Genomic DNA, 24,620 nt, shown 5'->3' with positions numbered 1-24,620 from the left:
CGGAGAGAAGTTATGACCAAAGATATGATGCCAACAACAGCGGTTGCGGCACAAACTCTCCGCTTTCCGATCCATCCGATTGCGGGGCTGGCAGGAACAAGCTTCAAGCATGGACATCTGCCGGCAATCGCCGCCGACGGGCCGCAACGCGGCTTCTTCGAAGTGCATGCCGAAAACTACATGGGTGCCGGTGGACCGCCACACCGGATTCTGGAGCAGATCCGCCGCGACAACCCCGTGTCGCTGCATGGCGTTTGCATGTCGATCGGCAGCCCTCAGCCTCTCGACAAGGTGCATCTGCAACGTTTTCGCGCGCTTGTGGAGCGCTATGAACCGGCCTTGGTTTCCGAGCATCTCGCCTGGTCGACGCATCAGACGACGTTCTTCAATGACTTGCTGTCACTTCCCTACACGGGGGATAGCCTGACGCGCGTCTGCGACCACATCGATGAAGTTCAGGCGACCATCGGTCGCCCGATCCTTCTTGAAAATCCGTCAACCTATGTGACATTCAGCCAGTCGATGATGAGCGAGACCGACTTTATCCGGTCGATTGCCAAGCGTACCGGTTGTGGCCTTCTGCTCGATGTCAACAATGTCTTCGTCTCCGCGACCAATCACGGCTTTTCGGCGCTGGATTATCTGGCCGACTTTCCGCTTGCCGCTGTCGGAGAAATCCACCTGGCCGGCCATGCCGAACAATCCGACGACGAGGGCGACCTGCTCCTGATCGACAGCCATGATGGGCCGGTGGCTGACGCGGTCTGGAAACTCTATGAGATTGTGATTGCCCGTTGCGGCCCCATACCGACGCTTGTCGAATGGGACAGCAAGACACCGGACTGGCCGATATTAAGGGCGGAAGCCATCGCAGCGCAGGCCATTCTCGACCACTACGCCACGATCATCGGACGGAATCAAAGCCATGCCGCAGCTTGATTTTATTGGCGGACCCGCGCGGCCCCTTGCCTATAGCGCTGAATTTTCATCGGCCCTGATCGACCCCGATGCCAGAACGCCTGAGGGCGTCGTAGGACCGAAGGGCAAGGGCGCGGTCAAGCGCTACAATATTTACCGCAACAACGTCACCGTCAGCCTGATTGACGCGCTTATCGGGATTTACCCCGCCGTCCAGCGTCTCACCGGAGCTGACTTCTTTCGCGCCATGGCCCGCTTTCACCTTCGCGCCACGCCGCCGACATCGCCATTGCTCTTCGAATATGGCCGCGACTTTCCTGATTTCATCGCGCAATATGAATATGCCCAATCGGTGCCCTGGCTTGCCGATGTCGCAAGGATCGAGCGCGCATGGCTGGATGCCTACCATGCTGCGGATGTCGAGCCGCTTGCAGCCGATGCGCTTTCCTGTGTGCCGCCGGAGCGGCTCGGTGAGCTTGTGTTCATCGCCCATCCGGCGACGCGGATCATTCGCTCGGCCTATCCGGCACTGACGATCTTTGCCGCCAACCGCAGCGACGGTCCCGCCGGGCCGATCGAGACCGCCGAGGCGGAGGATGCGCTGATCACCCGGCCCGCGATGGACGTTGTCGTGCGCCACCTTCCGCTTGGTGGCGGAGAATTTCTTTTATCCTTGATTTCGGGCGAGCCCTTGGGCATCGCCGCAGCCAGGGCTGTTGACGCTTCTTCGTCCTTTGACATCGGCGCCAGCGTCGCGGGCATGATCGAAGCCGGCGCGTTTTCTGCCATCACTCTTGGAGACGCATGATGATATCGACCACCACCCAGCAGCCTTCCATCAAGGCCAGGCTGCAGCCGATCGCGACACGTGTGGAGATGGCACAGAGCCTTATTCGCGCCATCGCCCAGCCGACATTCGTCCAGGCCGTCATGCGCGTCGCGCTGGCCGTGCCCTTCTGGAAGTCCGGGGTGCTGAAATGGGATGGCTTCCTGCAGCTGAATGACACAGCCATCATCCTCTTCACCGACGAATTCAGGCTGCATCTTCCGGGCGGCCCCTATCCTTATCCGGCGCCGGAAACGATGGCGTTTCTATCAGGCGTCGCCGAGATAACGTTCCCGATCCTGCTGGTCCTCGGCCTTGGCACCCGCTTTGCCGCCACCGGCCTGCTGTTCATGACGCTGATCGTCGAATTGACCGTGCCCGATGGATGGCCGATACACATCACCTGGGCTGCGATGGCCCTGTCGTTGATGGCATGGGGGCCGGGCAAACTGTCCATCGACCATCTCCTGAGGCGGCTTTATCCAGCATGACTCGCGATCAGACTGCGGTGCAGCCCAAATCGACCTCGGATACCGACGGCAACTGGGAGCCAGACATATGATCGAGAGGCGTGCAGCGCGTGGCAGGCTCAGTCAACTCGGCTGCTAACGATTACCGGCATCCTGGCAATAAGCCGATCGCCATTCCTATCACAAAGCGGAAACCGTCATGATCAACTTCTATTATCATCCGACCCCGAACCCGGCAAAGGTTGCTCTTTTTCTCGAAGAGGCGGGCCTCGCCTATGAGACGTTCCCCATCGACACCAGCAAGGGTGAGCAGCATCTGCCCGCATTCCGGGCCGTCAATCCGAACGGCAAGGTTCCAGCGATCGTCGACACCGAAGGGGCGGGCGGCAACGCGGTGCGTGTTTTCGATTCGACCGCAATCCTGCTTTATCTTGCCGAGAAGACGGGACGCTTCCTTGGTCCGGCGGAGGCGCGCCCGGAGCTTTTGTCATGGCTTCTCTTTCTTGCGTCCGGTTTGGGGCCGTTCTCTGGGCAGGCCGTGCATTTTCAGTTCGCAGCGCCAGACGGCCTCGATTATGCCGTCAATCGCTATCGGCGGGAGGCGGAACGCCACTACCAGGTCCTCAACGATCATCTGGCCGGACGTCATTTCATCCTCGGTGAACAGTATACGATCGCCGACATGTCGGCATGGGGATGGCTTGATCGTGCATCGCGCGTTCTGAAAGGTTCGGGCGATCCTTTGTCGGCCTATCCTCATCTGAAACGACTGTTCGAGACCGTGGATGCACGGCCGGCGGTTGCTCGCGCTCGCGATGTCGGAAAGGAACATCCGTTCAAACGGATCACAGACGAAGAGACGAAAAAGGCGCTCTTTCCGTCCAATTATCCTTCAGCCCATTGATGGCCAACGAGATATCCGGAGCTCACATGACAGATTCTCCCGTTTACGTTCCCTCCAAAGTCTGGGCCTGGACCAAGCCGAGTGGTGGAGCGTTCGCGAATATCAACTGGCCGATCGCCGGGCCGACCCATGACAAGGCGCTGCCCGTCGGCCGCCATCCCCTTCAGCTCTATTCGCTGGGCACGCCGAATGGTGTGAAAGTCACCATCATGCTCGAGGAATTGCTGGCGCTTGGCCATGCCGGGGCAGAATATGATGCGTGGCTGATCAGGATCGGGGATGGCGATCAGTTCGGAAGCGGTTTCGTGGACGTGAATCCCAACTCGAAGATCCCGGCCCTGCTGGACCGTAGCGGCAGCACTCCGATCCGCGTCTTCGAATCCGGGTCGATCCTGACCTATCTTGCCGAGAAGTTTGGCGCCTTCCTCCCTGACGAACAGCCGGCGCGTGCGGAATGCCTCTCCTGGCTGTTCTGGCAGATGGGCAGTGCCCCTTATCTCGGCGGCGGCTTCGGTCATTTTTATGCCTATGCGCCGACGAAGATCGAGTATGCGATCGACCGCTTCGCCATGGAGGTGAAGCGCGAACTGGACGTGCTCGACCGCCGTCTGGCCGAGAGCGAATATATCGCCGGCCGTGAATACACCATCGCCGACATGGCCATCTGGCCCTGGTACGGCGGTCTCGCGAAAGGCTGGCAATACGACGCCGCCGAATTCCTTCAGGTTCAGGACTACAAGAACGTCCAGCGCTGGGCGGATCAGATCCATATGCGCCCAACTGTCAAGCGCGGCCGCATGGTCAACCGCATATCAGGCGATCCGGCAGAGCAGTTGCATGAGCGCCACGATGCCAGCGACTTCGAGACGAAGACGCAGGACAAGGTCGCGCCTCCGGCATGATGACGAGGCGACCGCGCTTCGTACGGTGTCGATCGACGCACACGGAACGGTGGTAGGGATATGCCGGCATGTATCTTTATGTGAAGGCTGTGCATGTCTTTGCTGTCGTTCTTCTGATCGGCGGTATTTTGCTGCTCGCCATGACGTTGAGGAACACGCATCCCCGGATCGATGAACGCTCCCGCCGGTTCGTCGAAGGCGTCCTGCGGTGGGATACTATCGTGACGACGCCGGCCTTGGCGGTCGTCTGGCTGGCTGGCTTCACCATGGCTTTCGGAGCTGGGTGGGACACCTCGATCTGGCTGCTGCTGAAGACGATACCCGCGGTCTTCCTGACCGGGCTGCACACTGTCGAGGCAGACATGCTTCGCCGCGCGTTACGCGGCGGAGTGGAGTTGCCGGCCTTGGTTCGGCACGCACCGGCCGCCACGCTCATCGCAGTCGCTGCGATTGCGTGGCTGGCCGTCGGTAAGCCTTTTTAAAAACGAGACGGACAGCGGAGGTCTAATCCGTGACTGCAGACAGGATCGGGCCGCCGTTCGGGCGCTGGACGAGAACTGCGGTCTTCAAGCCGTGTTCCGAGGCCGGCAGGGTGAAAGACGCGCGCTGGCCATTCCAAACTCCCAGCCGGTCAAGACGGTGAACCACATGTGTATGCTGCAGCGTCCTGCCGCCGTTTTCTCCCCGCGCCACCGGAACCGCTTCGACGGAAGGATTATAGCGAACCAGCCAGACGTCGGCCGGCGTGTCGATATCGGACGAACCGATCCGCACCTTCTGTCCGATCAGTGCGAGACTTGGCCCTTTCCCAGGTTGGGCATCGTCGAGAAGCGATAGGACGTCGTCGAACCGGTTTCCGACGACGGTCGCGCGTCCATTGACGACCATTTGCGGGGTGTAGGGACCAGCTTGGTTGAGAGCCGGCTCGTAGGCAATCTGGCGTTCGGTGAATTCCGGCTTTCCGTAGGTGTCTCTCCAGCCGAGATAATCCCAATACGTCACTCAAAAACTCAGCACCAGAACATCCGGCCGCTTGCTGATTTTGGTAAGATTGGCATTGGCCGGCGGACAGGACGAGCAGCCCTGACTGGTGAACAGTTCAACGACCGTCGGTGAGCGATCTGCCGCATGAGCAGGCATCGTGATCCCGACGACGACAGACAAGACAAAGGCCGCTTTTTGGATTTCGCTGAGGTAAACCATGGCACGCTCCCGAAAGGATCGTCACGCCCTGGAGGATCCAGAGGGACAGTGCGGATTCGTCGGGACACGCCCGGATGTTACGGGGTCACAGCCTCGTGATCGACCGACGAATATCAATCCGTTCGGTAACAACCGTGGACGCGGGTGCGTATCAGAGGCTCAATGCAAATATTTCCCGGAGTTCCCATGCGCTTGCCTCATCTTGTCGGTCTCGCTATCGCCGCAGCCCTGAACCTTACGGCAGTCTTTCCGGCGCTGGCTGACGAGGTGTCATTCGCGGCCAAGGACGGTGTGCGAATCTACGCCGATCTCCGCAAGCCGGTGGGGCCAGCCAGAGGCACAATCCTCCTGTTTCACATGGCCGCATCGAACAAAGGCGAATATGAACCGCTGGCACCGCTCCTTAACAAGGCGGGTTTCGAAACCCTTGCCGTCGATCTGCGTTCCGGCAGCGACCTCTGGGGCTCGGTGAACGAAACGGCTGCGAACGTCCGGTCAGGCGTTACCTACGCCGACACCCTACCTGATCTTGAGGCTTCCCTCAGTTTCGCCAGGGCTCGTGCCAGCGCTCCCATTGCCTTATGGGGATCGAGCTATTCTTCTGCGCTGGTGTTTGTCGTTGCGGCAAACCATCCGGAGGTAAAGGCTCTCCTGGCCTTTTCGCCGGCCGAGTACATTGCCGGCTATTCGATCCAGAAAGCGGCATCCCGACTGGAGATACCTGTCTATATAACCTCCGCGCCGGACGCCGACGAAATCGCCAGCGCGATGGCCTTGGCGAAAGCTGTGTCGAACGGTCGGGCGCAACGATATGTGCCCCGGCACGGGGTCCACGGCTCCTCCAGCCTTCGACGTGACACGAACCCGTTGGGCGCCGAGGAAAACTGGAGGCGTGTGCTGGCCTTTCTGGATAAGGCCATGCCGCGTTCCTGAGCACAGGTTCAAACAATGATACCGGACAATGCCGGTATCAAGCCATCTCCGCTGCGTGCAGGGCTTCGCCGATGGCGTCCGGGGAAAGCCGCTTGCGATAGTCGATCTCGCTGTGAACCAGCATTATCTTCCGGTGGCCTCCGATCGCGAAGATGGCGGGGATTAGCAGTCCAAGGCTCCGTCGAGAGAAAGAGGCGCGCCGGTCACTCCGGGCAGAGAGACGTCCGGAGCCAGATCTCTGACGTTCGGCACGCCGTTGAACAGAAATATCGCGGTCAGTTCCTCGATTTTGGAGTCCAGAAATGCGGCGATGCCGGCAGGTGCGCTGGCTTTGAAACGGGTTCTGTAATCGAGGAGTTCCTGTTCAATCCTCAAGTGATCGTTCCTTTCAGCGCGTAAGCGGCGTTTTCGCAAGAGATTGCGACACGGCTTCTTGAGTTTTAAATCGGTTGTTATAAAATGCATCGGTAGAGCTACAGGTCGATCCGATCAACGTTTTGCGAGACAGGGTGAATGGCAAGACCGAGAGAATTCGAAGAGGAAGCCGTTCTTGTGCTTGCCGTGGAGCGTTTCTGGCAGCATGGATACGAGACGACATCGATCCGGGATCTTGCCACCGCGATGGGAATAACCACCGCCAGCATTTACAATGCTTTCGGCGACAAGCGCGCTGTTTATCGCAAAGCCCTTGATTTTTACGTCAAGAGGAGTTTTGGCGACCGGGTGGGGCGCTTTGAAACCAAGCCTCCACGGGAGGCGATCAGGGCGTTTTTCGAGGAAATCATCGAGCGCTCGTTGAGCGACACGAAACGCAAGGGATGTATGTTGGTCAACTCCGCGCTGGAGGTGGCCCCGCATGATTCCGAATTTCAGCGGGTGGTCGCCGAGGTTCTGCGGCAGGTGGAGGCCTTTTTCCGACGGTGCGTCGAACGGGGCCAAGTCGATGGCACGGTCAATTCGCGTCACAAGGCGGATGATGTGGCTCGCACGCTTCTGAGCACCTTAGTGGGCATCAGGGTCCTGGCCAGAACGCGGCCGGAGGGGGAATTGCTCCAGGGACTGATCCGTCCGGTCTTTTCTCTTCTTGAACCCGACGTTCGCGAGGCAGCGCATGTCTCCGCCTGATGACTTCGCTCGCCGTTGCAGCTCCAGATGGTCTTTTCACATGACAGCAAATGAGCCGTTCCCGCGCTGTAACGTTCTCCTTGCGAGGCACGAATTAGGCTTTATCGGATGAGACATCCGGCGCGCGAGATCGAATGGGCGTCGTGGATGCGCGCCGCAATAGCGGGCGATAGCAACGCCTATCACAACCTGCTGACAGCATTGACACCGCATGTGCGTGTCATGGCGCGCAGGCGCTGTGAACAGTTCGGAGCGCCGACAAGCGAGGCTGAAGACGTGGTGCAGGAAGTGTTGCTGGCAATCCATCTCAAACGCGGGACGTGGGATCCGTCCAGACCCCTCGGCCCGTGGATTTCGGCTATGGTTCGCAACAAGCTGGTTGATAGCCTTCGCCGCCGCGGCAAGCAGGCGATGGTTCCGCTGGAGGATGTGATCGCAACGCTCGAAACCGACGAGCGCATTTCCGTTTCCGACCGCATCGATATCGAGCATATCCTGGCGAAGCTGAAAGACCCCCAACGGACCATTGTCCAGTCGATCTCCATCGAAGGGTCGAGCGTTCGCGAGACCGCCGATCGTCTGAAGATGACGGAGGGCGCGGTTCGCGTTTCCCTTCACCGAGCCTTGAAGACGCTGGCGTCGTTGTACGGGGAGCGCGCGATATGAAAACCGATGATCTGATCGATCTTCTCGTGCAGGATACGCCGGTCCGTCTTAATCTCGATCACATTCTTGCTCACGCCGCTATCGCCGCGACGTTGATCGCCGGCATTTCCTTCTTTTCCGTGATCGGCCTGCGTGACGATATCGCCACCGCGATCGCGACCGGGCGGTTCCTGTTCAAGTTCGTCATCACCATGTCTCTGGCGGTCACGGCTGGTGTGGTCATGCGTCGGATCGGCAAACCAGGGGCGCCATTGAAATGGGCAGCCATAGCTCTCGTTACGCCAGTTCTTCTGGTGCTTGGTTCGGCGGCGTTCGAACTGATCGTCATGCCGCCGGCGACATGGATGCCGCGGATGATGGGGCATAATTCGGGGTTATGTCTGACGATCATTCCGTTCCTGTCCTTCGGGCCGCTTGCCTGCTTCCTTTACGCGCTTCGTTATGCGGCGCCTGTCCGGCCGGCGCTTGCCGGTGCCGTTGCGGGCGTGGCGTCGGCAGCCATTGCCGCAACATTCTACGCAGCCAATTGTGATGACGACAGCCCGCTCTTTGTCATGTTCTGGTATCCGATTGCGATTTCGATCGTTGCCGCGACCGGCGCCTTGATTGGCGGCAAGACATTGCGGTGGTAAGGGTTTGGTCGGACCTACACAGTGTCGTCGCGCAGATGGCGGCGAATGGCCCTATGTCGTAGGGAACGTCGAGATGCCCCTTGATAGACAAGCCTGAAATTGATGAGGCGCAAGCCAAACCCCATATGAAGTCCACATGACAGGGAATGGATCGCATCATCTTATTAGAAAGAACATCTGCGTGAAGACGGACGAGTTAATCAAGCTGATCGCCGAGGATACGCGTCGGCCGGCCAACCTGTCTCAGGCGCTTGCGCTGGCGATGATCGTCGGTAGTTTGGTGGCAGCGGCTATGTTCTTTCTGACATTGGGATTACGCCCGGATTTCGATCAGGCTATCAAAACCCTGCGCTTCCCGTTCAAGTTCGTCGTAACGCTGTCGCTGTTTCTCTCTGCGGCATTGCTGATCGGGCGGATGGTCCGGCCGGGTCAAAGCCTGACTGCCTGGCGTTGGCTGCTTCTCCTCGGACCAGTCTTGTTGACAAGCGCTGTCATCATCGAACTGGCTGTTGTTCCCGCCGGTCTGTGGACCACGAGATTGATCGGCCAGAACGCGCTGCATTGTCTGATGACCATCCCGGCGCTCGCCTTCTTCCCGACCGTGTTTCTCTTTCTGGCCATGCGGCACGGCGCGCCAGACAACCCCGGTTTGGCTGGTGCTATCGCGGCGCTTGCCTCAGCCGGCATTGCCGCCACTCTTTACGCCTTCAATTGTCCCGACGACAGTCCGCTGTTCATGGTGACCTGGTACTCGATCGCAACGTTGATCGTGGCCACAGCAGGTTATTTTGCCGGCAGGCGCTTTCTAAGCTGGTAGGACTGGCAATTACCCCGTCAGAGCAGGGTTGCGCCCTGACAGCAACAGCCGGGTTGTCTCAACGAAAACTGATGGTGTGGAATGGCCTTTCGCACCCGCATGGGCTATCCGCTTGCCTTCCTTGGACCGATTGCGGGCATGCCGAGAAACGCATCGCAGGCTCCGTGCCAGTCGCGTGCGGCGTACTCTATCCCTCCAGTTGTTTGGGGTATGACGATGGACTGTGGTGGCTTTGTCGTCTTGAACATGACTATTTTACCGTCATCAGTTGGCCGTTTCCATTTTAGGCTCTTACACGCCAATGCCTTCGCCATGCGACGACAATCCACCTCCTCCAAGTAAATTGGCGGGATCGGCCCATGCGGCGATCATCGACGATACGTCGGTTGACCTCAAGATCCGGATAGCTGTTCTACATGAACTGGAAACGCGTCGGACGTTTGCACAGGTTTCGAGATCACTTGATTTGGCGAAGAACTTTATGGTCCGGAATGGCATAGAGGTTCAAGGCATCGCATTTGGTGAGATGGGAACTGCTAGAGTCGAAATTGTAGCTGCTATGCTTGCGAAAGGTCGGCGCCTGCCTGTCCTCCGGCGTCTGTCATAATCTCATCCAACCTTCCACTCTGGCGCGATCTTCGCAAATACTCCACCAGCGCTTTGAGTTTCGGCGCGATGTTGCGGCGGCTGGGGTAGTAGAGAAAGAAGCCCGGGAAGCGCGGGCAGAAGTCCTGAAGAACGGGCACCAGTTCCCCGCTCGCAATTGCCGGCCGGAAACTGTCCTCCATGCCGAAGCTGATGCCGGCGCCTGCGCAGGCGAGCTTGATCATCAACGCCATGTCGGTCGTGGTGACCGTATCCGTCACAGCCACAGAGAAAGCCCGCCCCTCTTCTTCGAACTCCCACCGGTAGGGTGCGACCTTTGTGGCTCGACGCCAGCCGATGCAGCGACGGCTTGCAAGCTCGCTCGGATGGTTTGGCGTCCCGAAGTGTTGAAGATAAGCCGGCGACGCTACGGCCAACTGGCGCTGCTCACCCGAGACCGGCACGGCGATCATGTCCTGGGCGATCACTTCGCCGAGTCGAACCCCTGCATCGTAGCCCTCCGCGACGATGTCCAACTCCTCGTCGGTGACGGTGATGTGCAGCGTGACCTCCGGATTTTCCTCCAGAAACGCAGCGAGCATTGGCCCCGACAGGAAACTCTCTGCGATCGACGAAACCGCGAGCGTCAGTTGCCCTCGCGGTCGGCCGCGAAAGTTGACGACCGCCTCGATAGCTCCGCGCATATTCCGCAGCGCCGGCGCTGCGTCGACGTAGAGCCGTTCACCTGCCTCCGTCAACGACACGCTGCGGGTCGTCCGATGGACGAGTGCGATGCCAAGCGTTTCTTCAAGCCTGCGGATCGTCTGGCTGACGGCAGAGCGGGTGACGCCCATTGCGTCGGCTGCGGCGCGAAAGCTCTTTTTCTCCGCAACGAGAGCGAAAGCTGCAAGTGCATTGAGGTCTGACTGCATTGGTTAGAACTCCTTACCAGCGAGTGAACAAGTCGGTGAGTTATCACGACAGTGCTTCAGGACTATTCTCCTGGCTACCGCATCAAGCGGATTCAAGAGGAGAAAGTTATGGATAAGATCGTTCTGATCACTGGCGCCTCCAGCGGCATCGGGGTCGGCATCGCCCACGAACTGGCAAAGGCCGGCGCGACCGTCGTTCTCGGCGCCCGCCGGACCGATCGTTTGGAGGCCGTCGCCGGAGAGATCCGCGCGGCCGGCGGAACGGTCATGACCCGCAGGGTCGACGTGACCGATCGTGCCGACGTCGCGGCCTTCGCAGAGGCAGCTCGACAGGAATTCGGGCGGATCGACGTGATCGTCAACAATGCCGGCGTCATGCCGCTGTCGCCGATGGCCTCGCTGAAGGTCGACGAGTGGGACACCATGATCGACGTCAACATCAAGGGGATGCTCTACGGCGTTGCCGCTGTCCTGCAGGAGATGACCGAACGCGGTTCCGGCCAGATCATCAACATCGCCTCCGTGGGTGCTCTGACGGTGTCGCCAACCGCGGCTGTCTATTGCGCCACGAAATATGCTGTCCGGGCGATCTCCGATGGTCTGCGCCAGGAAAATGACAAGCTGCGCGTCACCTGCATCCATCCGGGTGTCGTTGAAAGCGAGTTGGCCAACACGATCACGGACCCAACAGCGATCGAAGGCATGAAGGCATACCGCGCGATTGCACTGACAGCCGATGCAATCGGCCGCGCCGTCCGCTTCGCGATCGAGCAGCCCGAGGATGTCGACGTCAACGAGATCGTCATTCGTCCGACCAGAGCGGCATTCTGACCGGCCACGACGTAACACGGCCGCAAAAGGAGAACATCATGTTCCAGCAGTTCGGATCCAACCTGGCAACGGCCGCCGCCGTCTCGCTTCTCGGGCTCTTTCCGGAAGCCGCACTCGCCCGGACGGCAGAAGAAAGGCGGGAGCGCGGGTCTGCGGTCATCCGTAGCCTGAACAACGGCATGACGCAGCCAACGCTTGAAGGCATGCGGCGGGAGTTCCCCTTCCTTGCCGAAGCGACTGAGGCCTATGCCCTGGGAGACGTCTGGTCGCGCACGGGCCTCGACAACCGGACACGCCAACTCGCTGCGGTCGCAGCCTTCGCCGCCATCGGCGAGACCGCTTTCATGAGGATTCATGCCGGCTATGCGCTGAACATCGGCGTGTCGGAGGAAGAGCTCAAGGAGGTCATCTACATGGTGACCGTACCGGCGGGGTTCCCCAAGGCGATTGCGGCCTCTCAAGCCTTGTCGGATCTGTTCCGCGAGCGGCTCGACGTCAAGAGCGATGAGCCCGCCGCTGAGCGTCCAGCACCGACACTACCGGAGGTGAAGCAGCCATGAGCAATCTCCTCCGTATCATCGTCACCGCCCTTTCGATCAGCGCGGTGGGCCACAATGTAAAGGCAGAGGACACCATGCCCACGCAATTCAACAACGCGCAGAGCCCTGACACCATCACCAACGCCCCGCCGCAGAGCCATCCTTATATCGGCATGTGGGTCACCGGCGACGGCCGCATTCGTCAGGAACTGCTTCCCACCGGCCGCTACGACGAAGCTCGCGGCACCCGCCGCAGCGCTTACCAGGGCCGTTACCGCGTAACCGGCACACACATCGACTACTGGGACGACACCGGCTTCACCGCCGATGGGGCCTTCATCGACAGCGACACGCTGCACCACGGCGGAATGATCTTCTACAGGGAGAAGAGTTGACGCTTGGAAGGCGCCCCAGTCTATTTCTTGCTCAATGCAGAAGAGTCGAGGTGACCGCATGCAACGCAACGAAAAGTCACGACGTCATAAACTGTCTGGCCTCTGAGGCTCAGTCCAGTAAAGAGGCTTTGTTGGCATTGCCCGCAACCCATGTCTCTGGCCTGCACCACCACATGCAACCATTTCCCACGTCAGTTCATACGTTTTTCTCTCACGAGATTGTACATCACGAGCGCCGCGACCATCAGAACGGAGGCGATGAAGATGGCGCCGGACATGGCGTAGATCACGGGGGAGGCGCCGGAGTTCATCTTGCTGAACAGGACGACGGGAAGGGTATTCTGACGTCCGGCGAGATAGAAGGCGCGCGTGAATTCGTTCAGCGACAGCAGGAACGAAAAGATGAAGGCACTGACCAGGCCCGGGCGGATAAGCGGCAGCGTGATATCGGCGAACTGCCGCCACCGGCCGGCCCCGAGATCGGCTGCCGCCAGCAGAACGTTCTGCCGCACGGCCGCAAAGCTCGTGAGAATGACGATGAAGGCGAACGGCATCGCCCAGAGCAGGTGACCCGAAATGACCGTGATCATCGAAGCCTTCACGCCGATCCGGGTGAAGACGGCGGAGAGCGCCAGCCCCTGGACCACGCCGGGCACGAACATGGGCAAAAGGACCGCGAGAAACCACGTGGTTCGCCCGAGCCGCAGCTCGATATAGCCGAGGGCGGCCAGAAGCGACAGAAACGTTGCGAGAACAGCCGTAGCGAACGCGATCAGGAACGATTGCTGGAGCGCGCCGATCAGGGCCTTCTCCCGTGGAAGCGCCATATACCAGTCCAGGCTGAGGGCCGACAGGCTCGGCAGGCCCGGCTGCAGCGCTGGATTGAACGAGATCGCGAGCAGATAGAGCGGTGGCGCGTAGATCACCAGCAGGCCGAGAGCGGCGATGACCCAGAGGACGATGCGGTTGCCGAGACCTTCGTGGACGGTCATCGTTCCTCCTCTCCGAACAGCGAGGCCAGTCCGAAGGCGGCATTGCCGATGAGCACGAGCGCAAAAATGACGGCGAGGACGACCGTGGAGATCGAAAAGGCGAGGGGGTAGTTGGCGACCCGCATGACGTCGTTGATCATCACCGAGACGATGGAGGCACCGGCACCGCCCAGCATCTGCACCTCCGTGGACGAGCCGGCCACCATGACGAAGACGAACAGGAAGCCGGCGAAAATGCCGGACATGGTCAGCGGCACGAGAATCGTGAGGACAGTGCGCCAGAAACCGGCGCCGAGATCCTGCGCGGCGGCCATCAGGTCCGGAGAGACGCGCCTCAAGGCGAGCAAGAGCGGAAAGACCGCGAAGGGAAGATAGGAGGCGACCAGTCCGACCACGACGGCAAAGTTGCTGAAGAGCAGCCAGTCCAGCGGTGCTTGCGTCAGGCCGAGCTGCTGGAGCGTCGTATTGACGATGCCGGTTCGCCCGAGGACCAGCCGCCAGGAAAAGGCGCGTATGAGGTAGGAGGTAAAGAAGGGGATCGTGATCAAAGCGAGGAGGAAGGTCTGCAGGCGCGGTCCGCTGAGGAAATGAACGGCATAGGCGATGGGAAAGGCCAGAACCACGCACAAGGCAGCTGTTCCCGCAGCCTTGAGCAGGGTCGAGACGATCACCGTCCAGCGACCCGCGTCGAGGATCGCGCCGTACCCGGCAAGGCTCAGATCCGGCTTGATCCAGTAGGTGGCGGGATCCCAGGTCCAGAAACTCCAGACGAGCACAAGCACCAGCGGCACGACGCCGAGCATGAGGATGGCGAGGAGCGGCGATGCGATGAGGGCGAGGGGGCGACGGTTCATGGGCAGGATCCGGTTGGCGGTGCCGGCGGCAAGGATTGCCGCCGGCCTTTTCTGGAGATCGCAGAGCTTCCGTCACGCGATCAGGCATTCCGCAGCTTCTGCCACCATTCCTCATAAAGCTGGAAATTGTCCGGCCGCGCGTTCTGCCAGAAGACCTTGCCCGCAAACTTCGCCTTGACGTGCTCGGCGAGCTTCTCGACCTCTTCGGGTGCATATTCCGTCGGGTGGGCCTTGGCGTAGTCGAGGTTCTTGTCGGTCGGCACGATGTAGCCGCGCGCCTTGCCCAGTTCGCAACCGTAGAAGCCGCCCAGAAGCCCATCGACGAACCGATGCGCCGCCTCGGCGGTTCCACGGTCTTCGGCGCCTTTCAGCAACACCGTATTGTTGCCCCAGCCCTCATAGCCTTCGACGGGTGCGGCATATTCCACCTGAAGGCCACGCTTGCGGCCTTCGTAGACGATCGGTTCCCAACCCGTCATGGCATCGACTTCCTCGTCCGCGACGAGCTGCACGCCCTGCTCCCAACCGTTCCAGAAGGTGCGGAACTGTCCGTCGGTCTTGTGTTTGATCAGGAATTCCATCACGAGGCCGAGTTCGGATTCCGACAGGTTTCCCGGGTCCTTGATCGGCTGGTTCTCGCTTTCCTTCAGATACATGGCGGTGAAGATGGCACTGTTGATCCAGGCATCCTCCATGGCCACGCGGCCTTTCAGCTTCGGGTCGAAGATGGCGCCGTAGCTGTCGATCTTGCCGAGCTTGTCGGGCCGATAGATGATCGAGTCCGCGTTGATGACGGTGGGTATGCCGTACTGCTTGCCGTCCTGCTTGAGATAGGCGATGTCCTTGGCCCAGGACCAGACGCTTTCGTAGTTCGGGATCTTCGAGAGATCCCACGGAACGATGGCACCCTGACGGGCGAGCTCTTTTTCCGCGCCCCCCTGGAAGCCGCCGACGTCGAACAGATCGTTGGCATTCCCCGCGGCAAGGCGGGCGATGACGGGGCCAAGGTCGTTGCCGTTGTCGGTAAACTCGGGTGCGATGCCGGCCTGAGTCGCGAATTCCGGCCACTTGTCGGCGATATCGAGCGTTGCGGTTGCCCAGAAGGCGACCGTTCCCGCCTCTTGTGCAAGGGCGCGCCCGCCAAGGCCGAGGCCGCCGGCTGCCAGAGCCGTGCCCCCAATCCCCATGAGTTTCAGGATCTGGCGCCGGCCGATATTGCTGGCGAATGCGGAAGGCACTGGACGTCTCGTCATGGTCGTTCCCCTTTTTGTTGACCTCCGTCGCGTCACGCGGCCGGCGGCATTCCCGAACCTGATAGAAGCATCGCTGCATCCGGAAGAAGCGAAAGCGGTACCTGCGTGCCCGGCTTCACCGTCGCCGTAGGACTGTCGCTGGAGACGACGGCGACGAGGTTCTGACCGTCGGCGAAGGTAAGGCGCACATCCGTCTGCAGCCCGCGAAACGTGATATCCACGACCGTCAGAACGAGATCCGCGGTGTCGATAGTCTCCGAAATCCGCAACCTGTCCGGTCGAACGGCGACGAGGCTGTCGGCGCCTAGGGTCGTCACCGGCGCGCGGAGCCGCAGAGACTGGCCGCCAACGATGGCGTGAGGACCGTTATCCCGCATCTCGATCCGCTCCGGCTTGAGCAGGGTATCGATGCCGACGAAGCGGGCGACGAAGCTGTTTGCGGGATGCTCGAAGAACTGCGCCGGCACTCCCAGCTGCTCGATCCGGCCCTTGTGCATGATCGCCATGCGATCCGACAGGCTCAATGCCTCATCCTGATTGTGCGTGACGAGGATGAAGGTCGCGCCGGTTCGCCGGTGAAGCCGGCCGAACTCGTCGCGCATCTGCTGGCGCAGGCGCTCATCAAGCCCGGTCAACGGTTCGTCGAGCAGAAGAATTCCCGGTTCCATGACCAGAGCGCGGGCAAGTGCGACCCGCTGGCGCTGTCCGCCGGACATCATGCCGATCATGCGGGAGCCGAAGCCGGGGAGTTCGACCAGATCCAGCGCATCCTCGACCTTCGCCTTGAGAGAGGCCCCGGAAAGACCGCGCAGTTTCAAACCGTAGCCGACGTTTTCCGCAACGGTCATGTGCGGGAACAGCGCGAGACTCTGAAAAACGGTGTTCACGGGCCGCTTGTTGGCGGGAACGTCGATCACGTCACGGCCATCGAACAGGACGCAACCTGCGCTCGGACGATCGAACCCGCCGATGAGCTTCAGGAGCGTGCTCTTTCCGCAGCCGGAGGAGCCGAGAAGCGTGAAGAACTCGCCGGCCTTGATCGAGAGATCGATGCCATCCAGCGCCTTGATGGGGCCGTAGGCGCGGCTCACCGACTGTATGTCGATTGCGATCGCCATCTAGCGGCCTCCCCGTCCGGCTTCGCGAATGACCATGATGCCGTTTGTGGTCAGGGTCAGCACCTGATCGGGTTGAACGAGGCTGGTGGTCGTCGCTTCCTCGACCAACAGCGGACCGGGGATATCCTGCTCGATGGGCAACGCCAGGCGATCATAGACGGGGCAGGGCAGCCATCCGCTATCCCGGCCGAAATAGACTCGTCGTTCGCCTTTCAGCGCCGCCCTGAGCGATCGCCCGGCCGCGCTCTGCACAGGCAGCGTGATGACCGGGCCTTCGAGGACGGCTTCGAGGTGTATCGTTGTGATCTCCACCGGCGCTGTCGTCAAACGGAAGGCATAGGCACGCTCATGCGCCGCGTGCAGCCGTTCGGAAAAGCTTTCCACAGTATCCTCGACGGAGAAGCCCACGAACACGCCGTGTTCCTGACCACGATAGCGCGCCTCAACCTGATAGAGGAAGCGGATCGGGGCGTCTTCGTCCTTGGCGAAGTAGGTCGTCGCTTCCCTTTCTAGGCCGGAAAAGCGCTTAGCGAGGGCTGCGAGAGCCTCGTGCGACAATGGCGCGAACCAGGTCGACCGGAAATCTGCCCGCGGCTCGGCGGCTAGCATGCCCCAGGCAGAGAAGATGCCGGAATGCGGCGGGATGATCGTTGCCTTGACCGCGAGGTCTCGGCCGAGACGGCTGGCCAGCGCCGGTCCAGCACCGCCGCTGATGATGAAGACGGAATCGCGCGGATCATGGCCCCGCTGCACCGTCACCAGCTTCAAAGCATTGATCATGCTGGCATGCGCAATCTCGATGATGGCCAGTGCGGCATCCTCCACCGACATGGCGAGGGGACCGGCGACGGATGCGATCGCCTCGGACGCCCTGGAGACATCGAGGCGCATCGTCCCGCCGGCAAAGCTCTCCGGATCGAAAATGCCAATGGCGACGAGGGCATCAGTCAGCGTCGGCCGGGTTCCCCCGCGACCGTAACAGGCCGGCCCCGGGGTCGAACCTGCGCTCTCCGGCCCCACGCGCAGGCGGCCCTGCGTGTCGATACGGGCAATGGAACCGCCGCCCGATCCGATCTCCACGATATCGACCACCGGTACCTGGACCGGATGTCCGGGGGCGATGCGGGTATGTTCAAGCTTGTAATCGACGTTCAGCGTCGGCCGTCCCTCATGGATCAGCGAGCATTTGGCCGTTGTGCCGCCGACATCGAGGTGGAGCACTTCGCTCTCGCCCAGGAGGCGCCCGATGCAGGCCGCCCCGGCGACGCCGCCGGCAGGTCCGGATTCCACCAGCGTCAATGGGCGTGCGGTCGCCTGGTCGAAGGTGGAGATGCCGCCGTTCGACTGCATGGCGTAATAAGGACAGGTGAGATCGCGCGCCATCAGGGCGCGCTCCAGCCGCTCGAAATAGCGCTGAATGATTGGTTGGACATAGGCGTTCAGCACGACGGTATTCGACCGCTCATATTCGCGCCATTGTCGAGAGACGGCATGGCTTGCACAGACGGTCGCCTCCGGGAGCGCTGCGGCCAGCAGGCGGGCGCACATCTCCTCGTGCAGGGGATTGGCGTAGCTGTGGAGAAAAAGGATGGCGACAGCCTCGATCCGCTCGGCCTTGCAGGCTGCTATGATCGACGCCAGATCGGCCTCCTCGAACGGAAGAACCACATTTCCCCTGGCGTCCATCCGTTCACGGACCTCGAAACGCAGGTGGCGCGGGACGAAAGGTTCGGGGCTCTTGAACTGAAGGTTATAAAGGTCCGGACGGTTGCCGCGCCCGATCTCCAGCACGTCCCGAAACCCCGCCGTCGTGACCAGTGCGGTTCGCACGCCCTTGCGCTCGGTGATCGCGTTGATCACGGTGGTGCCGCCATGGGCAAAGAACGTCACGTCGCGGGTGGCGAGGCCATCGGTTCTCTCACAGGCGGAGATCGCGTCGAGGACGCCCTTGGATTGATCCTCCGTCGTCGTCAGGCTCTTTGCGGTAAAAACCCGGCCGTTGCGCTCGTCGTAGCCGACGAGATCGGTGAACGTACCGCCGACATCCGTTGCCAGTCTGATCATGATGCCGCTTCCTCAAAGCCATATATCTCAAGCGCCACATCTGGCGACACTCGTCCGTCACGCAGATCCTGCGCGATCCTTGGCCGTTCGCGCTCCTTCGGATCTCCCCAGCCGCCACCGCCACCGGTGACGATCCGCACGATATCGTTCCGGGCGAGATCGAGATGTGCGACACGGCCATGAACATCAAGGCTTCCGGCGTGCCGTTCGATCTCGAGCCGGTTTGCCGTTCCCTCCGCCCCGCCGTCAACGCCCCAGGGGAGGGTTTTCGTTCGGCCGAAGCTGGCATAGGCAGATGCTTCCGTCGAAAGCACCTCGTACTCCCTGATGATGCCGAAACCACCGCGTCGGCGCCCGGCGCCGCTGCCGCCTTCGACGTTCAACGCGTAGCGGCGAACCCGCAGGGGAAAGCGGGCTTCGATGACCTCGACGGAATAGTTGTAGGTGTCGCCATCCGTCAGCGCGATCAGCGCGCCGGCTCCGTCCTCGTCCGGCGTTGCGCCCCAGCCGCCGTGCTGCGGCTCGATGTGGATGAAGGGCGTACCGTTTTCGTCCCGGCCGGAAATGTAGACCACGCAGAGGCTGGAATAGGACCCGGCCGAGAACCGTCCGGGCTGAAGCGGCGCCAGAGCCTTCCAGAGCAGTTCCGACGCGTGGACCGAACCCTCGTAATACCAGCCGGTCGGCGAGGGCATTTCCGCCGTGAACACCGTTCCCGGCGGGCAGATGACGTCGAGGGGGCGGAACCACCCTTCGTTGGATGGGGCCTGGGGATCGACGAGGGCCTTGACGATGGTCTTGACGGCGGATTGCAGCGCGCCGCGTGCGCAGTTGATCGGCCCGGCAACGGCGGGCGGGCAGCCCGTAAAGTCCGCGACGATCCGATCCGCCGCAATGGTGATCGTAACCCTGACCTCGATCGGTGCGTCGGTGACGCCATCGCCGTCGATCACGTCCGTTGCCGTATACACGCCGTCCGGCAAGGCGAGGATCGCTGCGCGCGCGCTGGCTTCGCTGGTGACGAGAAGATGCGCGAATGCCGCCTCGACCACCTCTGCCCCGTACCTGGCCGCAAGCTCCGTCATCCGACGACCGGCGACGCGAACGGTGGCGATCTGCGCGTTGAGATCACCGAGGGCCATCTCCGGCATCCGGACATTGGCGGCGATGATGTGCAGGATCTCGTCGCTGAACGCATCGGCCCGCATCACCTTCACGCCAGGAAGCCGCAGGCCCTCCTGAAAAACAGAGGTGGCGTTTGGCGCAAGACTGCCGGGCACAGAGCCTCCGACATCGAGGTAATGGGCGACGTTGATCGCGTATGCCAGTATCGCGCCATCGACGAAGAGCGGCTTGACGATTGCGAAGTCGCATGCATGCGTTCCCCCGGCATACGGGTCGTTCGTCAGAAGCACGTCGCCATCGGCAAGTTGTCCGCCAAATCGCGCGATCAATGCCTTGACCTGCACCCCGAACGTGCCCGTGAAGAGCGTGATGCCGTTCATCTGCGCCACGAGCTCGCCATCCCGGGTCAGGAGGCCGCAGGCAAAATCGAGCACTTCGTAGATGACGGGGCTCATGCTGGTGCGGGCCATCACGATGCCCATCTCATCTACGGTGGCAACGAGCTTGCCCTCGATGATTTCCTGCGTCACCGGATCGACGGCGTTCTGTCCGGACGGCATGTGGACCCCCTTGGTTCGTGAAGCACAGCCTAGGAGGGGATGGGAACGCGGCATAGCCAGCCAGACGGGTGGGATGCGGGCAGCAATACCCGCCCGAACGGGTGGTCAAAGGTCAGGACATCAGGGAAGCAGGCCGGCTGTGCGTGCTGCCGCCACCGCGCCCGTGCGGGTCGTCACGCCAAACTTTGCAAAGATATTCCGAAGATGGAACTTGACCGTGTTGTCGCTGAGGGACAGTCGCCGGCCAATATCCTTGTTCCCCAGGCCGGCGCTCAGAAGCTGCATCACGGCCTGTTCGCGTTCCGTCAGGCCGCCGGTCTTCGTGACGACCGGAGACGGCGATCCCGCCGCCTGCAACAGACGCTGCAGGACGACGCCCGGCACCGGTGCCGCGCGGGCGAGCGCAAGGATGTCAGTAACAAAGGCAGGCCCTTCCGACAGGAGCATGGCGCGATAGTCCATGACGGGCAGGCCGAGCACGAGATCCGAAAGTCGGCTGGCGGCGGTCGTGCTGTCGCCGGCGGCCATCGCCAGCCGGATACCGAGAAGACGCAGTTCGATCTGGCGCAGAACATGCGGCTTGCGGGCCTGGCTCGTTTCCAGCCGCAAGAGCAGATCGCGCGCCACGTCGAGGCGCCCTTGCGCTAGATGCATCCGCACCCACAGAAGGGCCGGCACCGTTCCCCGCAGCCGCAGCGACAGGTCGTTCGGCTGGTCCGCCCGCGCCGCCTTCTCGCCGAACCCGCTTGCCTCGGCATAACGCGCGGCTTCCGCGAGATCGCCCGACGCGATCAGCAGCGCGACACGCTCTCCATCGATCATCCGGACCAGCCGGTCGAAGCCACGCCGTCTTGCCGTTGACCGCGCCCGGTCCATGGCCGCGTGCGCACCGATTGTGTCGCCCGAAAGGATGAGAACGCGCTGCTGCGCCAGCAGGCCGGCGGCCAACGGATCGAGCCACGTGTCATGCCGTTCGACATGCGGTAGCGCCCAGGCAAGTGCCCGTCCGGCCTCCACGATGTCCCCCCGCATCGACAGGACCTCGCATTTCAGCACATGGCCGACGGCATCGAAATCGCTGCCACGACCGATATGGGCCGCGACCTCGGCAATCAGGCGGTCATAGGCTTCCTGCGCCGAGGTCATGTCGCCGCTGAAGAACGATGCCTGGCCGATATGGGTATAGAGGTGCAACGCTCCGAAATCCGCACCGCCATCCCGGAACGCCTGCATGGCGAGATTGCCGTAATGCAAAGCGCGATCGAGATCGGTGCGGATCAGGAAATTATAGGAGAGCATGTTAAGCGAGAGCGCGCGATGCACGAGCTCTCGGCCGGAGTGACCGCCAAGTTCGCGCTCCAGTTCTCCAAGATCCGCGCTGCTGACCCAGCGGTCGGTGTAGAGCGACACGAGAACCCGCACGACCCGAAGCGCACTCGCCAGCCTTTCGTCCATGGTGTCTGCTCCACGGGACGCGATCTCAAGGTAATAATCCGCCGCATCGAGCTGCGCCGTCTTGGCGCTGACGACGGCAAGGCCGAGCGTGGTGAGAGGGTAGGCCGAGAGATCGATCTTTGCCGCCTCGTCCGAGAGCTTGCGGAACAGGGCAGCACCGCCTCGGTTCGTCGTGTACACCCGCCGCCAGCCTCCGGCCGCCTCGATGATCTCGGCCGCAAGCTCCGGCGCGCCGGCGGCAAAGGCATGCTCGACCGCCGCCTCGAGATCGCCTTCCCCGGCAAACCAGCGCGCGGCACGGGCAAGGATCGCGCCGCTGTCGATGCCGAGACGAACGGCCTCATCCTTCAGGAACCCTGTGAGAACGGGATGCAGGCGCAGCCATTGTCCCTCGTCATCGAGCACCGCAATGGGCAGAGCCTGTTCGCGCAAGGAGGCGAAGGCTCCGACGACCGTTTGGTCGCAAAGCGCGGACACAAGCCCGCGGCTGATGGCCGGCAGGGACGACGTTTCGACAAGCAGCCTCTGCAGGGGAGCCGAGAGGCCCGAGAAGACCTGCTCCGACAGATATTGTCCCATGTCGCCGCTGCGATCTTTGAACGCGGAGAGAATGGCCGGACTGTCGGCGCCGGACTCCTCCAGCAGAATCCGCATCATCTGCAACGCGACCGCCCAGCCCTCGGCACGTTCGTTCAGGCTTTTCAGCTGCGGGCCGCTCAGCGCGGCGCCATCGCCGCCAAAGAAGGCCTGCACCTCGTCGTCGGAAAATCCGAGATCGGCAAGCCCGATCTGCTTGACCTCCCCGGCAAGGCGAAGGGCGGATGTCGGAAATCGTGGCGCGCTGCGGGAGACGAGCACGAACCGGATATGTCCGAGATCGTCATGCGACAGCAGCCGTGCGACGAGCGCCTCCGTGCCATCGGTCTGGGAAGCATGATAATCGTCCAGAAACAGCGTCGCCTCCGGTTGAACGCGTTGCAGACGTGTGACGAGCACGGACAGGAGCGTGGCGACGGACACGGAGCCGGCATCGACCGGCTTTGCCGGATGGTCGAGGGTCTGGCCCAAGGCCTCGATCATCGCCAGCAAATACCGGCTCTGGTCACTGTCATCCGGCCCGAGCGATACCCACGCGGCCGTGAGGCCCTGCGATAGAAGTCCGTGATACCATTGCGCGGCGAGCGATGTCTTGCCGTAGCCGGCCGGTGCGACAAGGATCGTCAGCCGCCGTTGCCGGGGCAGCGACAGGAGATCGAGAAGCCGGGGGCGTGCGACTTTGCCCGCAATCGACGGCGGTCGAAAGCGGGCTTGCCGGCGAAGCGACGATGTGGGCAGCACGGCTTTCGGCATTTTTCCCAGGCATAAAGGACGGCTCGCAACAGGGGCGAATAGAGCGATCTTATGGCCTCGGAGCCTGTTTGGAAACCCGGACGGCTTCAGCCTCCGGTGCTCTCATCAGCCGTACATTCGTGGGCTCAAGCCGAAGCGCTGCCTAAAGCTTGAAGAGACGTGGGCTTGGCTGAAAAAGCCGCATTGGTGGCCTATTTTGCCGAGATCGACGGGCAGCCTTGCGGCGGGGCCTGATGGAAAGGCGGCTGGTTTCGACGCCATTATCGGATCATCCACATGTCGATCTTCCCCGACCCTGAGAACGGTGGGTCAACGCAAAAGTCCGTCGCGGCCGAACGCTTCCCAATCGTCCAGTTTTGCAGCCGCCTCATCCGGACCCGCTGGTGGTGACGCCACCACACTCCGACCCTTCCTCAACGAACGGGTGAGCTTGGCTTTGTAAGCCGCCCGCCGACGGTTCTCGGCGGCAGCGGCCAGGTCATCTTCTCGCCACGCATCGACCCTGCCGCTATTGAGGAGGTCTTCGACGATCCGGGGATCGAAAACATGAAAGGTGATCTTCTTGGCGCGGCCTGCCAGTCGGACTGTTCTTGTTCCGGCACTCGGAAGCCGCCCGTCCGCGAGCCAGCGATGTCTCTCGCCTGGCTTGATCGTCAGGATGTCCTGGATCTCGCGCGGGATCACCGGGAGGCGTTCGATATCTTTCATCGCTGCAGAGACAATGCTGGCGGCGGCGCTGAATTCGGCCTTCGCCCTGGCGGGCATCGCAAGAACAAGCTCCCCCGACTCCAGAACAAGCAGCTTCTTCGTTGATGCCGGCAGTCGCGCGCGCATTTCCAGGAGAATGCCTTTCGCGCGCACCGATGAGCCGAGCGTCGCCGCTGACGGCAACGTCCAGATCCGCAAGAGTTCGACGTCATCTTTCTCGCGCTTCGACATGGCGGTGAGATGGGCCTCAGATCCGGCCAAGTCAACGCAGGGAGCGTTTTACCCTCTTGCTCCCTGTCACGGGCGTCTATCTTGCGGACAGCCTTGGCTGTATACGGGGCTTCTGACGGAAAATTTATCTCGGGCAAAGATAGCTTCGCGATCCCGCATCCCCATCTTCAGGGCAGTTCGACGTCCTTTCTGCCACCCATCAGCGATCGGGACAGCCAGCCACAGAGGAGAA

At 61.6% G+C, this 24,620-nt stretch carries 24 protein-coding genes and 1 pseudogene; 14 read left to right on the top strand and 11 right to left on the bottom strand.

The genetic code is table 11. From position 1 onward, the window contains the following. Nucleotides 1-12 precede the first annotated feature (12 nt). The 6 genes from GA0004734_RS20865 (at nt 13) to GA0004734_RS20840 (ending at nt 4,502) form a co-directional block, all read left to right on the top strand. Entirely contained in the window at nt 13-939 is a 927-nt protein-coding gene (locus tag GA0004734_RS20865) for an MNIO family bufferin maturase (protein WP_092937581.1), read from the top strand. Further along, complete coding sequence (locus GA0004734_RS20860; RefSeq protein ID WP_092937579.1) at nt 926-1,726, top strand: HvfC/BufC N-terminal domain-containing protein; 801 nt, start codon at nt 926-928, stop codon at nt 1,724-1,726. Before GA0004734_RS20865 ends, GA0004734_RS20860 begins: the two co-directional genes overlap by 14 nt. Beyond that, nucleotides 1,726-2,235, top strand: a complete 510-nt coding sequence (locus GA0004734_RS20855; RefSeq protein ID WP_092937577.1) for a DoxX family protein — start codon at nt 1,726-1,728, stop codon at nt 2,233-2,235. Before GA0004734_RS20860 ends, GA0004734_RS20855 begins: the two co-directional genes overlap by 1 nt. Nucleotides 2,236-2,413: 178 nt before the next feature. Beyond that, nucleotides 2,414-3,118 (top strand): glutathione S-transferase family protein, encoded by a 705-nt coding sequence (locus GA0004734_RS20850; RefSeq protein ID WP_092937575.1) that lies wholly within the window; start codon nt 2,414-2,416, stop codon nt 3,116-3,118. Between the two features lie 26 nt (nt 3,119-3,144). Further along, nucleotides 3,145-4,020, top strand: a complete 876-nt coding sequence (gene yghU / locus GA0004734_RS20845) for a glutathione-dependent disulfide-bond oxidoreductase (RefSeq protein WP_092937573.1) — start codon at nt 3,145-3,147, stop codon at nt 4,018-4,020. Between the two features lie 68 nt (nt 4,021-4,088). Then, nucleotides 4,089-4,502 carry a CopD family protein gene (locus GA0004734_RS20840; protein WP_092937571.1) on the top strand — a complete coding sequence of 138 codons (414 nt, stop codon included), beginning with the start codon at nt 4,089-4,091 and terminating at the stop codon, nt 4,500-4,502. A gap of 22 nt (nt 4,503-4,524) precedes the next feature. Here the strand turns inward: GA0004734_RS20840 and GA0004734_RS20835 are convergent. Continuing rightward, nucleotides 4,525-5,160: pseudogene (locus GA0004734_RS20835) on the bottom strand (DUF1223 domain-containing protein). Nucleotides 5,161-5,409: 249 nt separating this feature from the next. Between GA0004734_RS20835 and GA0004734_RS20830 the strand changes: the two are divergent. After that, nucleotides 5,410-6,156: an alpha/beta hydrolase gene (locus tag GA0004734_RS20830; protein ID WP_092937569.1), complete on the top strand. Its 747-nt coding sequence runs from the start codon at nt 5,410-5,412 to the stop codon at nt 6,154-6,156. 162 nt (nt 6,157-6,318) lie between these two features. Here the strand turns inward: GA0004734_RS20830 and GA0004734_RS20825 are convergent, their stop codons facing one another. Next, nucleotides 6,319-6,531, bottom strand: coding sequence for a hypothetical protein (locus GA0004734_RS20825; RefSeq protein WP_092937567.1), 213 nt, complete (start codon nt 6,529-6,531; stop codon nt 6,319-6,321). A gap of 138 nt (nt 6,532-6,669) precedes the next feature. Between GA0004734_RS20825 and GA0004734_RS20820 the strand changes: the two genes are divergently transcribed. The 4 genes from GA0004734_RS20820 to GA0004734_RS20805 all read left to right on the top strand — a co-directional run bounded on the left by GA0004734_RS20820 (nt 6,670) and on the right by GA0004734_RS20805 (nt 9,396). Next, complete coding sequence (locus GA0004734_RS20820; protein WP_092937565.1) at nt 6,670-7,281, top strand: TetR/AcrR family transcriptional regulator; 612 nt, start codon at nt 6,670-6,672, stop codon at nt 7,279-7,281. A 108-nt stretch (nt 7,282-7,389) separates the two neighbouring features. Next, nucleotides 7,390-7,947: a sigma-70 family RNA polymerase sigma factor gene (locus GA0004734_RS20815; protein ID WP_092937563.1), complete on the top strand. Its 558-nt coding sequence runs from the start codon at nt 7,390-7,392 to the stop codon at nt 7,945-7,947. Further along, nucleotides 7,944-8,579: an NrsF family protein gene (locus GA0004734_RS20810; RefSeq protein ID WP_092937561.1), complete on the top strand. Its 636-nt coding sequence runs from the start codon at nt 7,944-7,946 to the stop codon at nt 8,577-8,579. The genes GA0004734_RS20815 and GA0004734_RS20810 overlap by 4 nt, the downstream gene beginning before the upstream one ends. Nucleotides 8,580-8,760: 181 nt before the next feature. Further along, complete coding sequence (locus GA0004734_RS20805; protein WP_092938247.1) at nt 8,761-9,396, top strand: NrsF family protein; 636 nt, start codon at nt 8,761-8,763, stop codon at nt 9,394-9,396. 557 nt (nt 9,397-9,953) lie between these two features. Here GA0004734_RS20805 and GA0004734_RS20800 read toward each other — a convergent pair. Beyond that, on the bottom strand, nt 9,954-10,913 hold the full coding sequence (locus GA0004734_RS20800; protein ID WP_092937559.1) for a LysR family transcriptional regulator: 960 nt from the start codon (nt 10,911-10,913) through the stop codon (nt 9,954-9,956). 108 nt (nt 10,914-11,021) lie between these two features. Here GA0004734_RS20800 and GA0004734_RS20795 point away from each other — a divergent pair, with 108 nt between their 5' ends. The 3 genes from GA0004734_RS20795 (at nt 11,022) to GA0004734_RS20785 (ending at nt 12,678) form a co-directional block, all read left to right on the top strand. Next, on the top strand, nt 11,022-11,744 hold the full coding sequence (locus GA0004734_RS20795) for an SDR family oxidoreductase (RefSeq protein ID WP_092937558.1): 723 nt from the start codon (nt 11,022-11,024) through the stop codon (nt 11,742-11,744). 38 nt (nt 11,745-11,782) lie between these two features. Beyond that, a complete protein-coding gene (locus GA0004734_RS20790; RefSeq protein WP_092937556.1) occupies nt 11,783-12,304 on the top strand; it encodes a carboxymuconolactone decarboxylase family protein in 522 nt (173 codons plus the stop codon). 74 nt (nt 12,305-12,378) lie between these two features. After that, nucleotides 12,379-12,678, top strand: coding sequence for an Atu4866 domain-containing protein (locus GA0004734_RS20785; RefSeq protein ID WP_092938245.1), 300 nt, complete (start codon nt 12,379-12,381; stop codon nt 12,676-12,678). A 191-nt stretch (nt 12,679-12,869) separates the two neighbouring features. Here the strand turns inward: GA0004734_RS20785 and GA0004734_RS20780 are convergent, their stop codons facing one another. From GA0004734_RS20780 to GA0004734_RS20740, 8 genes are all read right to left on the bottom strand, one after another. Beyond that, complete coding sequence (locus tag GA0004734_RS20780; protein ID WP_092937554.1) at nt 12,870-13,670, bottom strand: ABC transporter permease; 801 nt, start codon at nt 13,668-13,670, stop codon at nt 12,870-12,872. Continuing rightward, entirely contained in the window at nt 13,667-14,524 is an 858-nt protein-coding gene (locus GA0004734_RS20775; protein WP_175386590.1) for an ABC transporter permease, read from the bottom strand. Before GA0004734_RS20775 ends, GA0004734_RS20780 begins: the two co-directional genes overlap by 4 nt. Before the next feature lie 80 nt (nt 14,525-14,604). Continuing rightward, nucleotides 14,605-15,777 carry an ABC transporter substrate-binding protein gene (locus GA0004734_RS20770; protein ID WP_092937550.1) on the bottom strand — a complete coding sequence of 391 codons (1,173 nt, stop codon included), beginning with the start codon at nt 15,775-15,777 and terminating at the stop codon, nt 14,605-14,607. Nucleotides 15,778-15,809: 32 nt separating this feature from the next. Continuing rightward, entirely contained in the window at nt 15,810-16,895 is a 1,086-nt protein-coding gene (locus GA0004734_RS20765) for an ABC transporter ATP-binding protein (protein WP_092937548.1), read from the bottom strand. Further along, on the bottom strand, nt 16,896-18,959 hold the full coding sequence (locus GA0004734_RS20760; RefSeq protein ID WP_092937546.1) for a hydantoinase/oxoprolinase family protein: 2,064 nt from the start codon (nt 18,957-18,959) through the stop codon (nt 16,896-16,898). It lies immediately after the preceding gene. Then, the gene (locus GA0004734_RS20755) at nt 18,956-20,644 is read right to left on the bottom strand and encodes a hydantoinase B/oxoprolinase family protein (protein WP_092937544.1); all 1,689 of its coding nucleotides are present in this window, start codon (nt 20,642-20,644) and stop codon (nt 18,956-18,958) included. Before GA0004734_RS20755 ends, GA0004734_RS20760 begins: the two co-directional genes overlap by 4 nt. A 120-nt stretch (nt 20,645-20,764) precedes the next feature. Continuing rightward, on the bottom strand, nt 20,765-23,449 hold the full coding sequence (locus GA0004734_RS20750) for a LuxR C-terminal-related transcriptional regulator (RefSeq protein WP_092937542.1): 2,685 nt from the start codon (nt 23,447-23,449) through the stop codon (nt 20,765-20,767). A gap of 309 nt (nt 23,450-23,758) precedes the next feature. Next, nucleotides 23,759-24,388: a hypothetical protein gene (locus tag GA0004734_RS20740; RefSeq protein ID WP_092937540.1), complete on the bottom strand. Its 630-nt coding sequence runs from the start codon at nt 24,386-24,388 to the stop codon at nt 23,759-23,761. Nucleotides 24,389-24,620: the final 232 nt, after the last annotated feature.

Source organism: Rhizobium sp. 9140, assembly GCF_900067135.1.
Classification (GTDB): domain Bacteria; phylum Pseudomonadota; class Alphaproteobacteria; order Rhizobiales; family Rhizobiaceae; genus Ferranicluibacter.
Note: the sequence above shows the minus strand (reverse complement) of the source record. Positions and strands in the feature narration are given on the sequence as shown.